Annotated in this window: 17 protein-coding genes and 1 pseudogene; 11 read left to right on the top strand and 7 right to left on the bottom strand. The window is 70.8% G+C overall.

What is annotated here, in order from left to right; genetic code table 11:
• Nucleotides 1-75: 75 nt before the first annotated feature.
• Complete coding sequence (locus ACGFYN_RS00925; protein ID WP_393863561.1) at nt 76-2,736, top strand: cellulose binding domain-containing protein; 2,661 nt, start codon at nt 76-78, stop codon at nt 2,734-2,736.
• Nucleotides 2,737-2,836: 100 nt separating this feature from the next.
• Nucleotides 2,837-3,112: a hypothetical protein gene (locus ACGFYN_RS00930; RefSeq protein WP_393863562.1), complete on the top strand. Its 276-nt coding sequence runs from the start codon at nt 2,837-2,839 to the stop codon at nt 3,110-3,112.
• A gap of 50 nt (nt 3,113-3,162) precedes the next feature.
• Here the strand turns inward: ACGFYN_RS00930 and ACGFYN_RS00935 are convergent, their stop codons facing one another.
• Together ACGFYN_RS00935 and ACGFYN_RS00940 are read right to left on the bottom strand one after the other, a co-directional pair.
• Nucleotides 3,163-5,040, bottom strand: coding sequence for a rhamnogalacturonan lyase (locus ACGFYN_RS00935; RefSeq protein WP_393863563.1), 1,878 nt, complete (start codon nt 5,038-5,040; stop codon nt 3,163-3,165).
• Nucleotides 5,041-5,078: 38 nt separating this feature from the next.
• Nucleotides 5,079-6,029, bottom strand: coding sequence for a helix-turn-helix transcriptional regulator (locus tag ACGFYN_RS00940; protein WP_393863564.1), 951 nt, complete (start codon nt 6,027-6,029; stop codon nt 5,079-5,081).
• Between the two features lie 39 nt (nt 6,030-6,068).
• Between ACGFYN_RS00940 and ACGFYN_RS00945 the strand changes: the two genes are divergently transcribed.
• Nucleotides 6,069-6,548 carry a hypothetical protein gene (locus tag ACGFYN_RS00945; RefSeq protein WP_393863565.1) on the top strand — a complete coding sequence of 160 codons (480 nt, stop codon included), beginning with the start codon at nt 6,069-6,071 and terminating at the stop codon, nt 6,546-6,548.
• Nucleotides 6,545-7,023, top strand: a pseudogene (locus tag ACGFYN_RS00950) (hypothetical protein). Before ACGFYN_RS00945 ends, ACGFYN_RS00950 begins: the two are co-directional and overlap by 4 nt.
• Here ACGFYN_RS00950 and ACGFYN_RS00955 read toward each other — a convergent pair.
• The gene (locus ACGFYN_RS00955; protein ID WP_393863566.1) at nt 6,989-7,735 is read right to left on the bottom strand and encodes a class I SAM-dependent methyltransferase; all 747 of its coding nucleotides are present in this window, start codon (nt 7,733-7,735) and stop codon (nt 6,989-6,991) included. The pseudogene ACGFYN_RS00950 and the gene ACGFYN_RS00955 overlap by 35 nt on opposite strands.
• 4 nt (nt 7,736-7,739) lie before the next feature.
• On the bottom strand, nt 7,740-8,045 hold the full coding sequence (locus tag ACGFYN_RS00960) for a 4a-hydroxytetrahydrobiopterin dehydratase (protein WP_393863567.1): 306 nt from the start codon (nt 8,043-8,045) through the stop codon (nt 7,740-7,742).
• Nucleotides 8,046-8,182: 137 nt separating this feature from the next.
• On the opposite strand from ACGFYN_RS00960, the gene ACGFYN_RS00965 reads away from it, so the two are divergent.
• Nucleotides 8,183-9,013: a helix-turn-helix domain-containing protein gene (locus ACGFYN_RS00965; RefSeq protein WP_393863568.1), complete on the top strand. Its 831-nt coding sequence runs from the start codon at nt 8,183-8,185 to the stop codon at nt 9,011-9,013.
• On the opposite strand, the gene ACGFYN_RS00970 is transcribed toward ACGFYN_RS00965, so the two are convergent.
• A complete protein-coding gene (locus ACGFYN_RS00970) occupies nt 8,995-9,420 on the bottom strand; it encodes a hypothetical protein (protein ID WP_393863569.1) in 426 nt (141 codons plus the stop codon). The genes ACGFYN_RS00965 and ACGFYN_RS00970 overlap by 19 nt on opposite strands.
• 267 nt (nt 9,421-9,687) lie before the next feature.
• On the opposite strand from ACGFYN_RS00970, the gene ACGFYN_RS00975 reads away from it, so the two are divergent.
• From ACGFYN_RS00975 to narI, 6 genes are all read left to right on the top strand, one after another.
• A complete protein-coding gene (locus ACGFYN_RS00975; RefSeq protein WP_393863570.1) occupies nt 9,688-10,551 on the top strand; it encodes a helix-turn-helix domain-containing protein in 864 nt (287 codons plus the stop codon).
• Nucleotides 10,552-10,604: 53 nt separating this feature from the next.
• A complete protein-coding gene (locus ACGFYN_RS00980; RefSeq protein ID WP_393863571.1) occupies nt 10,605-11,417 on the top strand; it encodes an SAM-dependent methyltransferase in 813 nt (270 codons plus the stop codon).
• Nucleotides 11,418-11,511: 94 nt separating this feature from the next.
• Nucleotides 11,512-15,195 carry a nitrate reductase subunit alpha gene (locus ACGFYN_RS00985; RefSeq protein ID WP_393863572.1) on the top strand — a complete coding sequence of 1,228 codons (3,684 nt, stop codon included), beginning with the start codon at nt 11,512-11,514 and terminating at the stop codon, nt 15,193-15,195.
• Nucleotides 15,195-16,829, top strand: a complete 1,635-nt coding sequence (gene narH / locus ACGFYN_RS00990; protein WP_393863573.1) for a nitrate reductase subunit beta — start codon at nt 15,195-15,197, stop codon at nt 16,827-16,829. Before ACGFYN_RS00985 ends, narH begins: the two co-directional genes overlap by 1 nt.
• A complete protein-coding gene (gene narJ, locus ACGFYN_RS00995; RefSeq protein ID WP_393863574.1) occupies nt 16,829-17,323 on the top strand; it encodes a nitrate reductase molybdenum cofactor assembly chaperone in 495 nt (164 codons plus the stop codon). The genes narH and narJ overlap by 1 nt, the downstream gene beginning before the upstream one ends.
• Nucleotides 17,320-18,042 (top strand): respiratory nitrate reductase subunit gamma, encoded by a 723-nt coding sequence (gene narI, locus ACGFYN_RS01000; protein WP_393863575.1) that lies wholly within the window; start codon nt 17,320-17,322, stop codon nt 18,040-18,042. The genes narJ and narI overlap by 4 nt, the downstream gene beginning before the upstream one ends.
• Here narI and dnaK read toward each other — a convergent pair.
• Nucleotides 18,039-19,934 carry a molecular chaperone DnaK gene (gene dnaK / locus ACGFYN_RS01005; RefSeq protein ID WP_393863576.1) on the bottom strand — a complete coding sequence of 632 codons (1,896 nt, stop codon included), beginning with the start codon at nt 19,932-19,934 and terminating at the stop codon, nt 18,039-18,041. The two genes, narI and dnaK, sit on opposite strands and share 4 nt — an antisense overlap.
• Nucleotides 19,935-20,042: 108 nt before the next feature.
• Nucleotides 20,043-20,468: an OsmC family protein gene (locus ACGFYN_RS01010; protein ID WP_393863577.1), complete on the bottom strand. Its 426-nt coding sequence runs from the start codon at nt 20,466-20,468 to the stop codon at nt 20,043-20,045.
• Nucleotides 20,469-20,487: the final 19 nt, after the last annotated feature.

Consider the following 20,487-nt stretch of genomic DNA (forward strand, 5'->3'; position numbering starts at 1 on the left):
GCCACAGCCGGGCGGCCCCTCCCGCACGGGGGCCGCCCGGCACTCGCGCGTCTCCCCACACGGAAGGACCCCATCGTGCGAAGAACCCGTATCCTCACGGCTGTTCTGGCGCTCGCCGCCGGGTTGCCGGCGGGCGGCGCGCCCGCTCTTGCCGTGAACGCCCCGCGGACGACCCTCGCCGCCGACACGTACACCTGGAAGAACGCCCGGATCGACGGCGGCGGCTTCGTCCCCGGGATCGTCTTCAACCGCAGCGAGAAGAACCTCGCCTACGCCCGCACCGACATCGGCGGCGCCTACCGCTGGCAGCAGTCGACGAAGACCTGGACTCCGCTGCTGGACTCGGTCGGCTGGGACGACTGGGGGCACACCGGTGTCGTCAGTCTGGCCTCCGACTCCGTGGACCCGGACAAGGTGTACGCGGCTGTGGGCACGTACACCAACAGCTGGGACCCGACGAACGGCGCCGTGCTCAGATCCGCCGACCGGGGCGGCAGTTGGCAGAAGACCGATCTGCCTTTCAAGCTCGGCGGCAACATGCCCGGGCGGGGCATGGGCGAGCGGCTGGCGATCGATCCGAACAAGGACAGCGTGCTGTATCTGGGCGCGCCGAGCGGGAAGGGACTGTGGCGGTCGACGGACTCCGGGGTGACCTGGTCGCAGGTGGCCGACTTCCCCAACGCCGGGAACTACGTGCAGGATTCGACCGACGCGAGCGGCTACGCCTCCGACAACCAGGGCATCGTGTGGGTCACCTTCGACGAGTCGACGGGGACCGCGGGTTCGGCGACGAAGACGATCTATGTCGGGGTCGCCGACAAGGACAACGCGGTGTACCGGTCGACGGACGCGGGCGCGACCTGGACGCGGCTGGCCGGGCAGCCGACCGGCTACCTGGCCCACAAGAGCGTGCTGGACGCGAAGCACGGCTACCTCTACCTCGCCTACAGCGACAAGGGCGGCCCGTACGACGGCGGCAAGGGCCAGTTGTGGCGGTACGCGACGGCGACCGGCACCTGGACGGACATCAGCCCGGTCGCGGAGGCCGACACCTCCTACGGCTTCGGCGGGCTGACGGTCGACCGGCAGCACCCGGGCACGGTGATGGCGACGGCGTACAGCTCCTGGTGGCCGGACACGCAGATCTTCCGGTCCACCGACAGCGGGGCGACCTGGACGCGGGCGTGGGACTACACGTCGTACCCCGACCGCTCGAACCGCTACACGATGGACGTCTCGTCGTCGCCGTGGCTGACCTTCGGCGCGAACCCGTCGCCGCCCGAACAGACCCCCAAACTGGGCTGGATGACCGAGTCACTGGAGATCGACCCGTTCGACTCGGACCGCATGATGTACGGGACCGGCGCGACGCTCTACGGCAGCGAGGACCTCACCAAGTGGGACAGCGGGGGTCAGTTCACCGTGCGGCCCATGGTGCAGGGGCTGGAGGAGACGGCCGTCAACGACCTCGCCGCTCCCCCGTCCGGCGGCGCCCAGCTGTTCAGCGCCCTCGGTGACATCGGCGGGTTCCGGCACACGGACCTCGCCAAGGTCCCGTCGATGATGTTCACCTCCCCCACCTTCACCACGACCACGAGCCTCGACTTCGCGGAGACCGACCCCGGCACCGTGGTCCGGGTGGGCGATCTGGACTCGGGCCCGCACATCGCGTTCTCGACCGACAACGGCGCCAACTGGTTCGCGGGGACCGACCCTTCGGGCGTCAGCGGCGGAGGCACGGTCGCGGCGGCCCCGGACGGCAGCCGGTTCGTCTGGAGCCCCGTCGGCACCGGCGTGCAGTACACCACCGGCTTCGGCTCGTCCTGGTCCGCGTCGAGCGGCATCCCCGCGGGCGCGCGGGTCGAGTCCGACCGGGTCGACCCGAAGACCTTCTACGGCTTCAAGTCCGGCAGGTTCTACGTCAGTTCGGACGGCGGCGCGACCTTCACCGCCTCCTCCGCCGGCGGACTCCCGGGCGGCGACAGCGTGCGCTTCAAGGCGCTGCCCGGCGCGAAGGGGGATGTCTGGCTCGCGGGTGGCGCTTCGGACGGCGCCTACGGCCTGTGGCACTCCACGGACGGCGGGGCGAGCTTCACCAAGCTCGCGAACGTCGAGCAGGCCGACACCATCGGCTTCGGCAAGGCGGCCACGGGAGCCTCGTACCAGACGCTCTACACCAGCGCGGAGATCGGCGGTGTCCGCGGCATCTTCCGCTCCACCGACAAGGGCGCGAGCTGGACCCGCATCAACGACGACGCCCACCGGTGGGGCTGGACGGGCGCGGCGATCACCGGCGACCCGCGGGTCTACGGGCGGGTGTACATCTCGACGAACGGGCGCGGCGTCGTCTACGGCGACACCTCCGACGCGAGCGGAGGCGACGGCGGTGGGGGCGGCGGCGATCCGGCGCCCACCGGCGCGTGCACGGTGACGTACAGGATCACCAATCAGTGGTCGGGCGGCTTCCAGGCCGACGTGCGGGTGACCAACACCGGATCGAGTGCCTGGAGCGGCTGGTCACTCGGCTGGTCCTTCGCCGACGGCCAGCAGGTCACACAGCTGTGGAACGCCGGCTACACCCAGTCGGGCGCGGCGGTGACCGCGAAGAACGTGAGCTGGAACGGCACGGTCACGGCCGGTTCGTCCGTGGGCTTCGGCTTCACGGGGAGCAGGTCGGGGGCGAACACGAAACCCTCGTCGTTCACGCTGGGCGGTCGGAGCTGCACGGTCACCTGACGACCGGGCCGTCACAGTGGGTCATCCTCGAGTTGCGGAGCGTACGGGGCGGCGTGAGGCTGATCAAGAAAGTTCTCCCCTAGCTGTCGAAAGGCCAGATATGTCGCAGCGCACCAGCAAGGTGACCCGCGCCCGCGTCGCGGCGGTCCTCGCCGCTCCCGTACTCGCTCTGACCCTTATGGCGCCGTGCGCGTCTGCGGCTACGACGACCGACACCCCCGCCGCGTGCGCGGGGACCACCCATGTGTCCCTGATGGGCCACGAGGCCTGTCTCACGCCCTCCTCGGACGACGACTCGTCCTCGTCCGACCCGGTCGGCGGTCTCCTCGGAGTCGTGACCGGTCTCCTCGGCGGGCTGCTGGGCGGTCTCCTCTGACCAGCCGGTGAGGCGGCCGTCCGCAGCCCGCGGCCGGCCGCCTCTGCGTGTCACGGGGTGTGGACCGCCGGCCTCGGCGGTGTCGCCATCCCGTCGCCGATGAAGAAGCTCGGGTGCGGCGGCTGGTTGTAGGCGGTGTTCTGCCAGGCCAGTGCCGTGCGGTACTGGGTGTCGTGCAGCAGGGTCGTGATCCTCGTGCCCGTCTCGTACGGCGTGGAGTAGATCCGCAGCGCCGTGTTGTCGCCGGTCGGCCAGACGACCTCCTCGCGCCAGTCGCCCAGGATGTCCCCGGACAGGGACGGGGTCGCCTTGGTGCCGTTGTTCGAGTGGACCCCCGAGCCGGTCAGCAGCCGGGTGTCGGCCGAGGTGCCGTACTTGTCGATGTGCGTGTCGTCGAGGAGTTCGCGCACGGTGTCGCCGTCCCACCAGGACAGGAAGTTGATGCTGCCCGGCTTGCGGCTCGCGACGACCGTGCCCTTGGGGTTGCGCACGCCGTCCGCGTGCGACGACCACGACTCGGCGCCCGCGCTGCCGGCCCAGATGTCGCCGGAGACGCCCCGGCCGTTGTCACCGTTGGCGGCCGTGGACCAGATGATCCGGCCGCTCTTCGCGTCGGCCATCCAGGAGGACGGCTTCGAGGAGTCCTCGTCGACCTTGAACTCCTCCAGGCCGGCGCGGGAGGGGTCGAGGTCACCCACGTGCATGGCGTCGCCGTGGCCGTTCTTGGTGGTCCACAGGCCGTTGCCGTTGTCGTCGACCGCCATCGAGCCGTACACGATCTCGTCCTTGCCGTCCCCGTCGACGTCCGCGACCGACAACTGGTGGTTGCCCTGGCCGTCGTACCCCTTGCCGGAGTTGGTCGAGGAGTCGGTGTCGAAGGTCCAGCGGCGGGTGAAGGCACCGCCCCGCCAGTCCCAGGCGGCGATCACCGTACGGGTGTAGTAGCCGCGGGCCGTGATCAGCGACGGACGTGAGCCGTCCAGGTACGCCGTCCCGGCGAGGAAGCGGTCCACCCGGTTGCCGTACGAGTCGCCCCAGGACGACACCGTGCCGCGCGCCGGGACGTGGTCGACGCTCTGCATCGCCTTGCCGGTCTGCCCGTTGAACATGGTCAGGTACTCGGGGCCGGAGAGCACGTATCCGCTGGAGTTGCAGTAGTCGGCCGACGAGCTGCCGATCACCGCGCCGGTGCCGTCGACGGTGCCGTCCGCGGTCTTCATGGCGACCTCGGCCTTGCCGTCGCCGTCGTAGTCGTACACCTGGAACTGCGTGTAGTGCGCGCCGGAGCGGATGTTGCGGCCCAGGTCGACGCGCCACAGCCGGGCGCCGTCGAGCTTGATCCCGTCGACGATCGTGTCGCCCGTGTAGCCGGACTGGGAGTTGTCCTTGGCGTTGGTGGGCTGCCACTTGAGGACGAAGTCGAGCTGTCCGTCGCCGTCCAGGTCGCCGACGGAGGCGTCGTTGGCCTCGTAGGTGTAGGAGACGCCGTCGGGGGTGGTGCCGCCGGCCGGGGGCGTGATCGGGACGTCCTTGTAGCCGGTGCGGAACTGGATGGCGTGTTCGGAGTCGGCCTGCTCGACGCCGTTCACGACCGCGCGGACCGTGTAGTCGGCCTGGGCGGGGGCGCCGGAGTGGAAGTAGTTCGTGGAGCCGGTGATCGGGGCGGAGTTGACCTTGGTGCCGGCCCGGTAGACGTTGAAGGAGACGTCGTTCGGGTCGGTGCCGAGCCAGCGCCAGCCGACCAGGTTGCCGCTGTCGGTGTGGACGCTGACCACGCCCCGGTCGAGCTTCTCGACCTGGCGCGACGTCGCGGCCGCGGCCGTGCCGGTCGTGGTGAGTGCGGTGAGCCCGGCGGCGATCAGGGCCGCGGCCGTGGTCACCGCCGAGAGAAGGGCTCGGCGTCTGCGGTGCCGGTGGGAGTGCTGCACGGGACGAACCTCCAGGAAGGACGGACGGGTTGCGCCCCTCAGTCGCCGCGGTTCTGCGCCGAGTTGCCGTACCTTTCGGCCAGTTCGGCCACCGTGCGCGCGATCCGCGCCCGCAGTTCCGGCGGTTCGAGGACCTCGACCGCCGACCCGAGGCGCAGGAACTCGCCATGGGCGTGCTCCACCGACTCGACGGGGACCCGGACAACGGTCCAACCGCCCTCTTCCGTACGGGTGTCGACCGCTCGCGGCAGTGTCACGCCCGGCGCGAGGCGGACGAGCGCCTCCGCGCGGTACAGCCGGTCGTGGAAGTCGCGCTGGTACGCCGTCCAGTACGCGGCCAGGTCGAACCCGTCCGGGCGCGTGAACTCCTCGTCGCCGGCGGCGAGCCGGAGGATCTGGTCGACCCGGAAGGTGCGCGGTCCGGGACCGGCGACGACGTACCAGCGGCCCGCCTTCAGCACCAGTCCGTACGGCTCCAGTCGGCGCTCGACGTCGGTGGGCTCGGCCCAGCGGCGGTAGAGGACGTCGAGCACGCGGCTGTTCCACACCGCGTCGGCGACCGCCGGCAGGAACGGCGCCTCCTCGTCGTCCGCGTACCAGCCCGGTGCGTCGAGGTGGAAGCGGCCGCTGACCCGGTCCGCATGGGCGCGCAGCTCCTGCGGCAGGGCGGCGCGCACCTTGAGCTGGGCGGCGGCCAGGACCGAGCCGAGGCCCAGCTCGGCGGCCGGGCCGGGCGCGCCGGCAAGGAAGAGGGCCTCGGCCTCGTCGGCGTTGAGGCCGGTCAGACGGGTGCGGTAGCCGTCGAGCAGCCGGTAGCCGCCGGCATGGCCCGCGTCGCCGTACAGCGGGACGCCCGCCGCGCCCAGCGCCTCCACGTCCCGGTAGACGGTGCGCACGGAGACCTCCAGCTCCTCGGCGAGCTGGGCGGCGGTCATCCGTCCGCGGGTCTGGAGGAGGAGCAGTATCGAGACGAGTCGGCCAGCCTTCACTGACACATGGTGTCAGTGAAGGCCTCCTAGCGTCACCCCATGCCCTTCACGGAGAAACTCCTGACCGTGCCGCCCCCGATCGAGGTGGCAGGCAGGCACATCAAGCGCTACCACGTCACCGCCGACCCCGCCGGGATCGCGCCGGACGTCGAGAAGGCGGCGTACGAGATCCTTCCCGAGCTGCTGCCGGCGGCGGACGGCACGCCGCCGGTGACCTTCGTCGTCGTTCACCGGGGAAACGACGACGGCGCCTACGTCAACGCCTACAGCTGGGTCTGGGACAACGTCCTGCACTACGCGAACGCGGCCGCCGGCCAGCCGGTCGTCGGCTGCCCCGACCACGACCCCACGCACTTCGTCCGGCCCGAACTGCCCTGGATCGGCTGCGTCTTCGAGCTGCCGCCGCTCCAGCACGAGCGGGACGCCTGGGTACGGCACATGCTCGTGCCCGAAGTCCCGGACCTGGACGCCTACTTGACCGACTCCCTGCCCGAAGGAATAACCGGAGAACGCCGATGAGCAGCCCGCACGACTTCGACTTCCTGCCCGGCGAGTGGCAGGTCGCCCACCGCCGCCGCACCGACTTCCTCGACCCGGACAGCGACTGGCTGGAGTTCGCGTCCACCAGCTGGTGCCGGTCGCTGTTCGACGGCACCGCGAACATCGACGAGATCGACCTGCCGCAGCTGGGCGCGAAGGGGCTGACCCTGCGGCTCTTCGACGCCGAGCGCGAGCAGTGGTCGCTGAACTGGTCCTCCAGCCGCACCGCACGCTGTTCCCGCCGGTGACCGGCCGCTTCGACGGCGACCGCGGCGAGTTCTACGGCGACGACGTGCACGACGGAAAGGACGTGCGCGTGCGGTTCGTCTGGGCGGACGTGTCCCCCGCCGCCGCGCACTGGGAGCAGGCGTTCTCCACCGACGGAGGCGCGACCTGGGTGACCAACTGGACGATGGACTTCACGCGCCCGGCTTCCGATAGGACCGCAGGCTGAAGACCGGGTCGGCGCGTGGCCGGTCCTGGTCCGGGAGCGCGGCGAGCCCGGCGGCGAACCGCTCGGTGAGCGGATCGCCGGGCGGCAGCGTGGTGAACCAGCCGCGGCCGAGGTCCGCCGCGGTGCGCCGCGGGCTGCGGCCCTGGCCGTGACCCCGGAAACCGGCCCGTCCGGCGGGGACCAGCCCGCAGGCGGCCGCGCTCGCCTCGACGAGTGGCGCGGCGTCCCGGGCCGCCCGTCGCGGGCGCCCGGCGAGCACGGCGTCGATGTCGCTGCCGACGTCGTGCGCGGCGGCCTTGTCGACGGTGGTGACGTACACCCCGCCGGGGCGCAGCACCCGGGCGCACTCGGCGACGGCACGGCGCACGGTCTGGGCGTCCTCGAGGAGGTGCAGCAGCCAGACGCTGGTGACGGCGTCGAAGGTGCCGTCGGCGAAGGGCAGCCGGCGGCTGTCGCCGAGCACGACGGCGCCGGGCAGCCGTACGGCCGCCATCCGGGCCATGCCGTAGGTCAGATCGGCGCCCGTCACCCTGAGGCCGGGACGTGCCGAGGCGAGCCTGCGGGTGACGATGCCGGTGCCGCAGGCGACGTCGAGGAGCCGGCCGGTGCCCGCGGGTATCAGACCGAGGACGGCGTCGGCGGCGGCCGCCGCGCGGGGCTCGCCGCCACGAAGGGCGTCGTAGGCGCCGGCCTCCTTGTCGTAGTCGAGCACGGTGTCACTGGGCTCCGTGGCCGGGCGCGAGCGCCTCCACCTTCTGCGCCAGCTCGAAGTCCTTCTCGGTGACGGCCCCGCCCGCGCTGTGCGTGTGCACGGACAGCGAGACGGTGTTGTATCCGAGGGTGAGGTCGGAGTGGTGGTTCAGCTCCTCCTGCACCTGCGCGATGTGCACGACCAGCGCCGTCGCCCCGAAGTGCGAGCCGAGGCGGTAGAGACGCGTGAGGCGGTCGCCGTCGAGGGACCAGCCGGGCAGCTCCGCGAGCCGTTCCTCGACATCCTTCTGCGACAGCGGTTCGACGGACATGACCTCGCTCCTTCCGGGACACCGGGTTCCCCTTCAGCCTGCCACATGCGAGTGACTACGGCCCTGGTCAGACGGGTGCCCGGCCGTCGGCGTCGTACGTATCGGTTCGGCACGCGTCCTCGACTACCGTCGTACGTATGACCACTGCCGCTACCGGATCCTCAGCCTCCGTAGTCACCCCCGCCGACAAGGGCGTCGGTCCGCTGCTGCGGGCCTGGCGGGAGCGGCGGCGGGTCAGCCAGCTGGAGCTGGCGCTGCGGGCCGACTCCTCGGCCCGGCACATCAGCTTCGTCGAGACGGGCCGCTCCCGGCCGAGCGAGGAGATGATCCTGCGTCTCGCCGAGCACCTGGACGTGCCCGTGCGTGAGCGCAACGCCCTGCTGCTGGCGGCCGGTTACGCCCCGCACTACCCCGAGACCCCGCTGGACTCCCCCGAGCTGGAGACCCTGCGCGAGGGCATGGAGCGCCTCATCCAGGGCTACGAGCCCTACCCCGCGCTGGTCGTCGACGCGATGTACCACGTGGTCGCGGCGAACCGGGGCGTGGTGATGCTGCTGGAGGGCGTCCCCGAGCACCTGCTGCGGCCGCCGCTGAACGTGATGCGGCTGACCCTGCACCCGGAGGGGCTGGCGCCGCGCATCCACAACCTGCGCGAGTGGCGCGGCCATCTGCTGGCCCAGATGGAGCGGCAGATCGCGCTGTACCGCTCCGGTCCGCTGCGTGCGCTGCACGAGGAGGTCGCGGCGTATCCGGTGCCCGAGACGGCCACGGACCGCGAACCGGCCGAGCCCGTCCCCTACTTCGCGCTGCCGATGCAGATCGAGCACGAGGGCCGGGTGCTGTCGTTCATCTCGTCGATCTCCACGTTCAACACCCCGATGGACGTGACCGTCGCCGAGCTGGCCATCGAGACGCTGCTCCCGGCCGACCCGGCGACGGTCAAGTACCTTCACTCACTGATGTCCTGACGGGCCTTGAGCGCCAGGTGCTGCAGGGCGGCGAAGCCGGCGACCGTCAGCGCCTGGAGGACGGTCCACACCGCACCGGCCGTCGTCGGCGACAGCCACAGGGCCAGGGCGAGCAGACTCAGCACCGTCCAGGCGAGGTTGGTCTCGATCACCGCCCGGACCGGCAGCGCGGCGGGCCGGGCCCGTGCGGCGAGCAGGCCCACGGCGGCGCCGTAGAGCGCGAGGACCGCGCCCAGGGCGAGCAGCAGGTCCCGGTCGACGCCGAGGAACCGGCCGAGCGGCCCCGAAGCGGCAAGGTAGGCAAGGCCGTTCACGCCCGTGACCATCGCGTCGAGCGTGAGGAAGCGGCGCAGTGCGGCGTGCGGGTCACTGGTGCGCGCGAGCGCGGTGAGCTGGGTCGCGGACATGGCGTGTCACCCTCCGTCGGGGTCGTGTTGCGGCAGGCGGGACCGGGTCGCGGAGCCGAGTGAGCCGGCCCGGAACCCGGTGTCACAACGTTCCCGCGCCCGGCCGAGGGGGTCGATTACCCCGGGGGTAATGCCCGGTGCGCCCGGGGAGTGGTGATCCCGCGGAGGGTCCGCGTGGCGAACGACTCGTCACCGACCCCGTGAGAAGGTCACCGGAACATGGCACACTGCTTCGCGCAGACTTGGGTGCGTATGGGGAGGCGTGGCGTGAGTGAGCGGCGTCCCGCGCCCACCGTGGGCCAGGTTGTGCTCGGCAAGCGTCTGCAGGAGCTGCGGGAGGCGGCCCGGCTCAAGCGGGAAGAGGCGGCGCGCGTCCTGCGGGTGGCCCCCGCGACCGTCCGGCGCATGGAGATGGCCGAGGTCGCGCTGAAGATCCCGTACGTGCAGGTGCTGCTGGATACGTACGGCGTCCCGGACGACGAGGCGGCCGCGTTCGTCGCCCTCGCCGAGGATGCGAACCAGCCGGGCTGGTGGCAGCGGTTCCACGACGTGCTGCCGGACTGGTTCAGCCTGTATGTGAGCCTGGAGGGCGCCGCCACCCTGATCCGCTCCTACGAGCCGCACTTCGTGCCCGGGCTGCTGCAGACCGAGGACTACGCGCGTGCCGTGCTGGAGGCGGGCACCATAGGGCAGACGGGGCCGGAGACCATCGAGCGCCATGTGTCCCTGCGGATGACCCGGCAGCAGCTCCTGGAGAGACCGGACCCGCCCCACCTGTGGGTGATCATGGACGAAACGGTCCTGCGGCGCCCGGTGAGCATCCGCGGCGAGGTGATGCGCGAACAGCTCGACAAACTGCTGGAGCTGGCCGAGCGGGACCGGGTGACCCTGCAGCTGGCCGAGTTCAAGGACGGCCCCCACCCGGGGACGTACGCGCCCTTCACGCTGTTCCGCTTCGGCGAGCCCGAGCTGCCCGACATGGTCTTCACCGAGTACCTGACCGGAGCCCTCTACCTCGACTCGCGCACGGAGGTCTCCGCGCATCTGGAGGTCCTCGACCACATGACGGCGCGCGCCGCGTCCGCCCAGCGCACCAGAAAGATCCTGCGGGAGTTCCGCGAGAACTTCTGAGCAGTGCACGGCACCTTGTCCATCCCCTGCCCCCCATGAGGAGAAGACACCGCATGCCCGGATCCGACGCCTTGCCGCAGATCGACACCAGCCGTCCGCACCCCGCCCGCGTCTACGACTGGTGGCTGGGCGGCAAGGACAACTACCCGGTGGACGAGGAGCTGGCCCGCAAGATCCTCACCCTGGACAACACCGCGGTACGCGGGGCGCGGGCCAACAGAAGGTTCATGCACCGGGCCGTGCGCACCGTCGCCGAGGCGGGCGTACGCCAGTTCCTGGACATCGGCACGGGCATCCCCACCGAGCCCAACCTGCACCGGATCGCGCAGGACGTGGCACCGGAGTCCCTGGTGGTGTACGCGGACAACGACCCGATCGTGCTGCGGCACGCGCAGGCGCTGCTGCGCGGCACGGCGGAGGGCTCCACGGACTACGTGCACGCGGACGTGCGGGACGTCGGCACCCTGCTGGCGCGGGCCGCGGAGTCCCTGGACTTCACACGGCCCGTCTCGCTGTCGCTGGTCGCGCTCACCCACTACCTGGGCGGCGAGGCCGACGGCGACGACGTCCACGGCCTGCTGCGCGAGTACGTCGCGGCCCTCGCCCCGGGCAGCCACCTGATCCTGTCGCAGGTCACCCCCGACCTCAATCCGGAGGCCGTCGCGAAGGCGGCGGCCGCCTTCAAGGCCGGCGGCACCCCCTTCTTCCCGCGCTCGATCGTCGAGTTCCAGCGCTTCTTCGAGGGGCTGGAACTGCTCGGTCCCGGTGTGATCCCGGTGACCGGCTGGCGTCCGGAGGCCGAGGACGTGGCGGCCCAGACGGAGGGTGTCGTGCCCGTCTACGCGGGGGTCGCCCGCAAGCCCTGACACCGTCGCCCGTGCACCCGTACGGGTGCCGTGAACGGGTGCCCTCCCACGCTCGCCCCTAGCGTCGAAGCACAGGGCGAGCAAGGGAGCGCACGTGACCGACACGCGGACACCGCCCACCGAGCCGGGAGCGGCGCTGCTGCGCGCCGGGCGGTTCTTCCGTCCCGGCACGGCCGCCCCCGACCTGCACGGCATCGGGCTCGTCGGCGGCCGCGAGGCCGACGCCTTCTACCGGGACCGCTGGAGCCACGACAAGGTCGTGAACTCCACCCACGGCGTGAACTGCACCGGCTCCTGCCGCTGGAAGGTGTACGTCAAGGACGGCATCATCACCTGGGAGACCCAGCAGACGGACTATCCCTCGGTGGGCCCCGACCGCCCCGAGTACGAGCCCCGGGGCTGCCCGCGCGGCGCCGCCTTCTCCTGGTACACCTACTCGCCGACCCGCGTGCGCTACCCGTACGTCCGCGGCGTGCTGCTGGAGCTGTACCGCGAGGCCCTCGCCCGGCTCGGCGACCCGGTGCTGGCGTGGGCGGACATCCAGAACGACCCCGAGCGCCGCCGCCGTTACCAGCGGGCGCGCGGCAAGGGCGGCCTGGTGCGGGCCACTTGGGACGAGGCGGTCGAGATCGTCGCCGCCGCGCACGTCCACACCATCAAGACCCACGGCCCCGACCGCATCGCCGGCTTCTCCCCCATCCCCGCGATGTCGATGGTGTCGCACGCGGCGGGCGCCCGCTTCCACTCCCTCATCGGCGCCCCGATGCTGTCCTTCTACGACTGGTACGCGGACCTGCCCGTGGCCTCGCCGCAGGTCTTCGGCGACCAGACCGACGTACCGGAGTCGGGCGACTGGTGGGACGCCGCGTATCTGATGATGTGGGGCTCGAACGTCCCCGTCACCCGCACCCCGGACGCGCACTGGATGGCGGAGGCCCGCTACCGCGGCCAGAAGGTGGTCGTGGTCGCGCCCGACTACGCGGACAACGCCAAGTTCGCCGACGAGTGGCTGCACCCGCACCCCGGCACCGACGGCGCGCTGGCGCTCGCGATGGGGCACGTCGTCCTCAAGGAGTTCTTCGTCGACCGCGAGACGCCGTTCTTCGCTGACTACGTACGGAAGTTCACCGACCTGCCCTTCCTGGTCACGCTCACCGAGAAGGAAGGCGGGTACGTCCCGTCGAAGTTCCTGCGCGCCACCGACCTGGGGCACGACGGCGAGGGCGCCGACTGGAAGACGGTCGTCCTGGACGGGGCGAGCGGCCGCGCCGTCGTCCCCAACGGCTCCCTGGGCTTTCGCTGGACCGACTCCGGCAAGGGCCGCTGGAACCTCGAACTCGGGGCGATCGAACCGCTGTTGACCCTGCACGGGCATGCCGCCTCCGGCAACGTCGAGGTGCTGCTCCCCCGCTTCGACACCGAGGGCGGCACCCACGGGCAGGGACGCGGGGACGTCGTACGGCGCGGGGTGCCCGCGACCCGGCTGGGCGGGCCGGACGGGCCGCTGGTGACCACGGTCTTCGACCTGCTGCTCGCCCAGTACGGCGTGGGCCGCCCCGGCCTGCCGGGCAGCTGGCCCGCCTCCTACGAGGACGCCGGGGCACCCGGCACGCCCGCATGGCAGGAGGTGCACACCTCCGTCCCGGCGGCCAAGTGCGTGAAGATCGCCAGGGAGTTCGCGCGGACCGCCGAGCGGTCCAAGGGCCGCTGCATGATCCTCATGGGCGCCGGCACCAACCACTGGTTCCACTCCGAGACGATCTACCGCGCCTTCCTCGCGCTGCTCCAGCTCACCGGCTGCCAGGGCCGCAACGGCGGCGGCTGGGCGCACTACGTGGGCCAGGAGAAGTGCCGCCCGGTCACCGGCTGGGCGACGCTGGCCGCCGGCTCCGACTGGTCGCGGCCGCCGCGACAGATGATCGGCACCGCCTACTGGTTCCTCAACACCGACCAGTGGCGCTACGACCGCTTCACGGCCGAGGTGCTGGCGTCGCCCCTGGGCGAGGGTCGCTTCGAGGGGATGACGGGCGCGGACTGCCTCGCGCTGTCGGCGCGTACGGGCTGGATGCCGTCGTATCCGACCTTCGACCGCAACCCGCTGGAGCTCGGCGAGGCGTTCGGGGACCCGGTGGCCAAGGCGGTGGCCGAACTCCGCGCCGGGACACTGAAGTTCGCCTGCGAGGACCCGGACGCCCCGGAGAACTGGCCGCGCGTCCTGACGCTGTGGCGCGCCAATCTGCTCGGCTCCTCGGCGAAGGGCGCCGAGTACTTCACCAGACATCTGCTGGGCACGCACTCCTCGCTGAACGCCGAGGAGGCCGCACCGGACGAGCGGCCGCGGGACGTGACCTGGCACGACGAGGCACCCGAGGGCAAGCTCGACCTGCTGCTCTCCCTGGACTTCCGGCAGACGTCCTCCACGCTCCTCTCGGACGTCGTCCTGCCCGCCGCCACCTGGTACGAGAAGCACGACCTGTCCTCCACCGACATGCACCCCTACGTGCACTCCTTCACCCCTGCGGTGAACCCGCCGTGGCAGGCGCGCACCGACTTCGACACCTTCAAGGTGCTCGCGGAACGGCTCAGCGAGCTGGCCGAAGGTCATCTCGGGGTGCGCAAGGACCTGGTCGCGGCCGCGCTCCAGCACGACACCCCGGGCGAGATCGCCCAGCCCGGCGGGGTGGTCCTGGACTGGAGGCGCGGGGACTGCGATCCCGTGCCCGGCAGGACGCTGCCGAACCTGACCGTCGTGGAGCGTGACTACACCGCGATCGGCGCGAAGTTCAAGGCTCTCGGCCCGCTGGTGGAGCAACTGGGGCTGCCCGCGAAGGGAATCGTCCTCGAGCCGGACGAGGAGGTGGAGCATCTGCGGGAGCTGAACGGCACCGGGTACCAGGGCCGACCCGCCCTCGACACGGCGGTGAAGGCCGCGAACACGATCCTCGCCCTGTCCGGCACCACCAACGGCCGCCTCGCCACCCAGGGCTTCCGCACTCTTGAGGCGCGCACCGGGCAGGAGATGGCGCACCTGGCGGCCGAGCACGAGGGCAGGCGCGTCACCTACGCCGACACCCAGGCCGCGCCGGTGCCGGTGATCACCTCGCCGGAGTGGTCGGGCAGCGAATCCGGCGGCCGCCGGTACACCGCGTTCACGCTCAACACCGAGCATCTCAAGCCCTGGCACACCCTCACCGGGCGCCAGCACTTCTTCCTCGACCACGACTGGATGCACGAGCTGGGCGAGGCGCTCCCCGTCTACCGGCCGCCGCTCGACATGAACAAGCTGTTCGGCGAACCGCAGCTCGGCCCGGACGGGCAGCGGGAGGTGACGGTCCGTTACCTCACCCCGCACAACAAGTGGTCCATCCACTCCGAGTACCAGGACAACCTCTTCATGCTGGCCCTCTCCCGCGGCGGCCAGAGCATCTGGATGTCCCCGCAGGACGCGGAGGCCATCGGTGTCGGGGACGACGACTGGATCGAGGCGGTCAACCGCAACGGCGTGGTCGTCGCCCGGGCGATCGTCTCGCACCGGATGCCGCCCGGCACCGTCTACATGCACCACGCGCAGGAGCGCACCGTGAACGTCCCGAAGACGGAGACCACCGGCAGGCGGGGCGGCATCCACAACTCGCTCACCCGCCTGATCCTCAAACCGTCCCATCTCGTCGGCGGCTACGCCCAGTTGTCCTGGGCGTTCAACTACCTGGGCCCGACGGGCAACCAGCGCGACGAGGTGACGGTGATCCGCCGCCGCGGCCAGGAGGTCGAGTACTGATGCGTCCGATGGCCCAGATCGCCATGGTCATGAACCTCGACAAGTGCATCGGCTGTCACACCTGCTCGGTCACCTGCAAGCAGGCGTGGACCAACCGGCAGGGCATGGAGTACGTCTGGTTCAACAACGTCGAGACCCGTCCCGGACAGGGCTACCCCCGCCGCTACGAGGACCAGGAGAAGTGGCGCGGCGGCTGGGAGCTCAACCGCCGCGGCGCACTGAAGCTCAAGGCGGGCGGCCGCCTCCAGAAGCTCGTCGGGATCTTCTCCAACCCCAAGCTGCCGGAGATCAAGGACTACTACGAGCCCTGGAGCTACGAGTACCGGAACCTCACCGACGCCCCGCTCGGCGACGACTACCCGGTGGCCCGGCCGGTCTCCCAGCTCGACGGCAAGCCGATGAAGATCGAGTGGTCATCGAACTGGGACGACAACCTCGGCGGTGCCCCCGCCTACGGCGACCTCGACCCGATGGTCGAGCGCACCCGTCAACAGGCCGCCGACAAGGTGCGGTTCGAGTACGAGCAGACCTTCATGTTCTATCTGCCGCGCATCTGCGAGCACTGCCTCAACCCCAGCTGCGTGGCCTCCTGTCCGTCCGGCGCGATGTACAAGCGCTCGGAGGACGGCATCGTCCTCGTCGACCAGGACCACTGCCGCGGCTGGCGTATGTGCGTGACCGGATGCCCGTACAAGAAGGTGTACTTCAACCACCGCACCGGCAAGGCCGAGAAGTGCACGATGTGCTACCCGCGCGTCGAGGTGGGACTGCCGACGGTCTGCTCGGAGACCTGCGTCGGCCGGCTGCGCTACCTCGGAGTGATCCTCTACGACGCCGACAAGGTGACGGCGGCGGCCTCCGTGCAGGACGAGAAGAAGCTGTACGAGGCCCAGTTGGACGTCTTCCTCGACCCGGACGATCCTTCGGTGCGGCGGGCGGCGGACGAGGCCGGGATCCCGTACGACTGGATGGAGGCAGCCCGCCGCTCCCCCGTGCACGCGCTGATCAGCAGGTACCGGGTGGCGCTTCCCCTGCACCCGGAGTACCGCACCATGCCGATGGTCTGGTACATCCCGCCGCTGTCGCCGGTGGTCGACGCGCTGACGGAGACCGGGCACGACGGGGAGGACGCGCAGAACCTGTTCGGCGCGATCGACACGCTGCGCATTCCGCTGGAGTACCTGGCGGAGATGTTCACCGCGGGCGACGTGGGGCCGGTTCGGGCGTCGCTGGAGAAGCTCGCCGCGATGCGCTCCCACATGCGGGCAGTCAACCTCGGTGAGGAGCCCGACGGTTCGGCCGCCGCGGCGGTCGGCATGGAGCCGGCCGACATCGAGGCGATGTACCGGCTGCTGGCGATCGCCAAGTACGAGGACCGGTACGTGATCCCGACGGCCGCGGTCGGCGACGCGCAGCGTCTTGAGGAGTCCGCGCTCCCCGAGGGCTGCAGCCTCGACTACGAGGGCGGACCCGGCATGGGCGGCGACGGCCCCTTCGGACAGGACTCGGGACGCAGGCAGCTGCCGCTGGTGTCGGTGGAGAACTTCCACCTGCTGCGCAGACGCCAGACGGCCGACGAGACGGCCGCGGCCGCCGACGACCCGGTCGGCCCGGCCGACGCGAAGGAGTCCTGATGCCCTCGGACGCCGTGCTGTACCAGGCCGCCGCGCTCTGTCTCACCTACCCGGACGAGGACTTCCGCGCCCGGTTGCCGCTGCTGCGCGAAGCCGCCCCGCAGCTACGGGAGTTCGTCGACCACGCGGCCGTGACACCGGCCCGGGAACTGGCCGAGCACTATGTGCGGGTCTTCGACCTCAAGAACCGGCACAGCCTCTATCTGAGCTGGTGGCGGGACGGCGACACCCGGCGGCGCGGCATGTCGCTGGTGCGCTTCAAGGAGGTCTACCGGGCCGCCGGGCTGGAGTTCACCGGCGAGGAGCTGCCGGACTTCCTGCCCGCGGTCCTGGAGTACACGGCCCGCACCGGCGACACCGACCTCCTCACGGAGTACCGCGCCGCCCTGGAACAACTCCGTTCCCGGCTCACCGACTTCGGCACGCCGTACGCGTCCGTCCTGGACGCCGTGTGCGCCGCGCTGCCGACCGCTCGCACCGGAGTGCGCTCATGACGACACTGCTGTGGGGCGTACTGCCGTACGTCGCCTTCGCGTTGCTGATCGCGGGTCTGATCTGGCGCCACCGCTACGACAAGTACGGCTGGACGACCCGCTCGTCCCAGGTCTACGAGTCGAAGCTGCTCAACATCGCCTCACCGGCCTTCCACTACGGCATCCTCTTCGTGCTGGCGGGCCACCTCATCGGCCTGTTCGTCCCGCTGTCCTGGACCGGCTCCATCGGCGTCAGCGAGCACACCTACCACCTGTTCTCGCTGTACGGCGGAACGGCGGCCGGCACGCTGGCGGTCGCCGGCATCCTGCTGCTGGTGTACCGCAGGCGGACCAACGCCCCGGTGTTCCGGGCGACCACGGCGAACGACAAGGTCATGTACCTGGTGCTGCTGGCCGCGATCGTCCTCGGCATGGTCGCCAAGCTCACCCACGCCTCCGGCAACGGCTACAACTACCGCGAGACCATCGCCCCTTGGGCCCGCAGCCTGTTCACCCTCCAGCCCGACACGGACCGCATGGCGGGCGTGCCGGTGCTGTACCGGGTCCACGCCGTGATCGGCATGATCCTGATCGCCCTGGTGCCCTACACCCGCCTGGTCCACATGTTCAGCGCGCCGCTGCAGTACCTGTTCCGCCCGTACGTGGTCTACCGCAGCCGCGACCCCAGGCAGCTGGGGCCGCGGCCGGAGCGGCGGGGCTGGGAGAAGACGCGGCTCTAGGCGGCGCCGCCCTTCTCGTCCCGTTCCTCGTCGACGATCTCCGCGTCGACCACGCCCTCCTCGTCCTGCGGTGAGGTGTGCTGTTCGGTGCCGGCGCCGGCGTCTGTGCCGGTGCCGGCGCCGCCGTCCGGCTGGGGCTGTTCGGCCTGGGCGTACATCGCCTGCCCCATCTTCTGGCTGACCGAGGCGAGTTTCTCGACGCCCGTGCGGAGTTCGTTCGTCTCCGCGTTCCGCTCCAGCAGACCTTTCAGCTCGGTCGCCGCGGCCTCGACCTCCGACCTCGTCTCGGCCGGGATCCGCTCCTCGTTGTCCCGCATGAACTTCTCGGTCTGGTAGACGAGTTGCTCCGCCTGGTTCCGGGTCTCGGCGGCCTCGCGGCGCCCCCGGTCCTCCTCCGCGTACTGCTCCGCCTCCCGCATCATGCGGTCGATGGCGTCCTTGGGCAGGGCCGAGCCACCGGTCACCGTCATCTTCTGCTCGCGGCCGGTCGCCAGGTCCTTCGCCGAGACATGCATGATGCCGTTCGCGTCGATGTCGAAGGCCACCTCGATCTGCGGCACCCCGCGCGGCGCGGGCGGCAGCCCCGTCAGGTCGAAGACGCCCAGCTTCTTGTTGTACGCGGCGATCTCCCGCTCACCCTGGTAGACCTGGATGCCCACCGAGGGCTGGTTGTCCGCGGCGGTGGTGAAGATCTCCGAACGCCGGGTCGGAATGGTCGTGTTGCGCTCGATCAGCTTCGTCATGATGCCGCCCTTGGTCTCGATGCCCAGGGACAGCGGCGTGACGTCGAGCAGCAGGACGTCCTTGACGTCGCCGCGAATCACACCGGCCTGGAGCGCCGCGCCGACGGCCACGACCTCGTCGGGGTTGACGCCCTTGTGCGGGTCCTTGCCGGTGAGCTCCTTGACCAGGTCGGTCACCGCCGGCATCCGGGTGGAGCCGCCGACGAGGATGACGTGGTCGACCACGGACAGTTTGATGCCGGCGTCCTTGACCGCCTGGTGGAAGGGGGTCTTGCAGCGGTCGAGGAGATCGGCCGTGAGCTCCTGGAACTGGGCGCGGGTCATCTTCTCGTCGAGGTGCAGCGGCCCCTCGGCGGAGGCGGTGATGTAGGGCAGGTTGATCGTCGTCTCGGAGGAGCTGGAGAGCTCGATCTTGGCCTTCTCGGCACCCTCCCGCAGCCGCTGGAGGGCCATCTTGTCCTTGCCGAGGTCGATGCCGTACTGCCCCTGGAACTTCTTCACCAGGTGCTCGACGATCCGCTGGTCCCAGTCGTCGCCGCCGAGCCGGGTGTCGCCGTTGGTGGCCTTGACCTCGATGACGCCGTCGCCGATCTCCAGCAGCGACACGTCGAAGGTGCCGCCGCCGAGGTCGAAGACGAGCACGGTCTGCTCCTCGCCCCGGTCCAGGCCGTAGGCGAGCGCGGCGGCCGTCGGCTCGTTGATGATCCGCAGGACCTTCAGGCCCGCGATCTCGCCGGCCTCCTTGGTCGCCTGCCGCTGCGAGTCGTCGAAGTACGCCGGTACGGTGATCACCGCGTCCGTGACGTCCTCGCCGAGATAGGACTCGGCGTCCCGCTTGAGCTTCTGCAGCACCCGCGCGGACAGCTCCTGCGCCCGGTAGCGCGTGCCGTCCACGGACCCCTGCTCGGGGAAGCGCCAGTGCGCGTCACCCATGTACCGCTTCACCGAGCGAGCGGTCCGCTCCACGTTCGTCACGGCCTGCCGCTTGGCGACCTCGCCGACCAGCACCTCGCCGTTCTTGGCGAAGGCCACGACCGACGGCGTGGTCCTGGCTCCCTCCGCGTTGGCGACGACCGTGGGCTCGCCGCCCTCCAGAACGGCCACCACCGAGTTGGTGGTCCCGAGATCGATCCCGACCGCACGTGCCATGTCCGTCCCCTTCCGCCAGGGCACTTACCACACACCAGCACAAAACTTGAGTGCAGGAATGTCAATGCCGCGCCCGTTTCCGGACGCGGCATCGCGAAAAGGGCGGGGTCAGGCGAGCTTCGCCGACAGGGTGATGGTCGTTCCGGTGAGTGCCTGGCTGACCGGGCAGTTCTTCTTCGCGTCCTCGGCCGCCGCGACGAAGCCGTCGTTGTCGAGACCCGGCACCGTGCCCTCGACCGTGAGGTGGATACCGGTGATGCCTTCGCCGGGCTGGAACGTGACGTCGGCGTTGGTGATCAGCTTGGTGGGCGGGGTGCCCGCGCCCGCGAGGGCGTGCGACAGCGCCATGGAGAAGCAGCTGGAGTGGGCGGCGGCGATCAGCTCCTCGGGGCTGGTCCTTCCGTTCGCGTCCTGCGCCCGCGACGCCCACGTCACCGGCTGCTGGCCGATGCCGGAGGAGTCGAAGGTGACGACACCGTTGCCCTCGAGCAGGTTGCCTTCCCACACGGTGTGTGCGGTGCGCGTGGTAGCCACGATGATTCCTTTCGACGCG

Origin of the sequence: Streptomyces sp. NPDC048419 (genome assembly GCF_043200415.1) — a bacterium.
Classification (GTDB): Bacteria; Actinomycetota; Actinomycetes; order Streptomycetales; family Streptomycetaceae; genus Streptomyces.

Bases quoted from the DNA above. Each gene is read 5' to 3' on its own strand.
- ACGFYN_RS00980 (WP_393863571.1), top strand. From the start codon at position 10,605: ATGCCCGGATCCGACGCCTTGCCGCAGATCGACACCAGCCGTCCGCAC.
- ACGFYN_RS00945 (WP_393863565.1), top strand. From the start codon at position 6,069: ATGCCCTTCACGGAGAAACTCCTGACCGTGCCGCCCCCGATCGAGGTG.
- ACGFYN_RS00965 (WP_393863568.1), top strand. From the start codon at position 8,183: ATGACCACTGCCGCTACCGGATCCTCAGCCTCCGTAGTCACCCCCGCC.
- narH (WP_393863573.1), top strand. From the start codon at position 15,195: ATGCGTCCGATGGCCCAGATCGCCATGGTCATGAACCTCGACAAGTGC.
- dnaK (WP_393863576.1), bottom strand. From the start codon at position 19,934: ATGGCACGTGCGGTCGGGATCGATCTCGGGACCACCAACTCGGTGGTG.
- narJ (WP_393863574.1), top strand. From the start codon at position 16,829: ATGCCCTCGGACGCCGTGCTGTACCAGGCCGCCGCGCTCTGTCTCACC.
- ACGFYN_RS00960 (WP_393863567.1), bottom strand. From the start codon at position 8,045: ATGTCCGTCGAACCGCTGTCGCAGAAGGATGTCGAGGAACGGCTCGCG.
- ACGFYN_RS00930 (WP_393863562.1), top strand. From the start codon at position 2,837: ATGTCGCAGCGCACCAGCAAGGTGACCCGCGCCCGCGTCGCGGCGGTC.
- ACGFYN_RS00970 (WP_393863569.1), bottom strand. From the start codon at position 9,420: ATGTCCGCGACCCAGCTCACCGCGCTCGCGCGCACCAGTGACCCGCAC.
- narI (WP_393863575.1), top strand. From the start codon at position 17,320: ATGACGACACTGCTGTGGGGCGTACTGCCGTACGTCGCCTTCGCGTTG.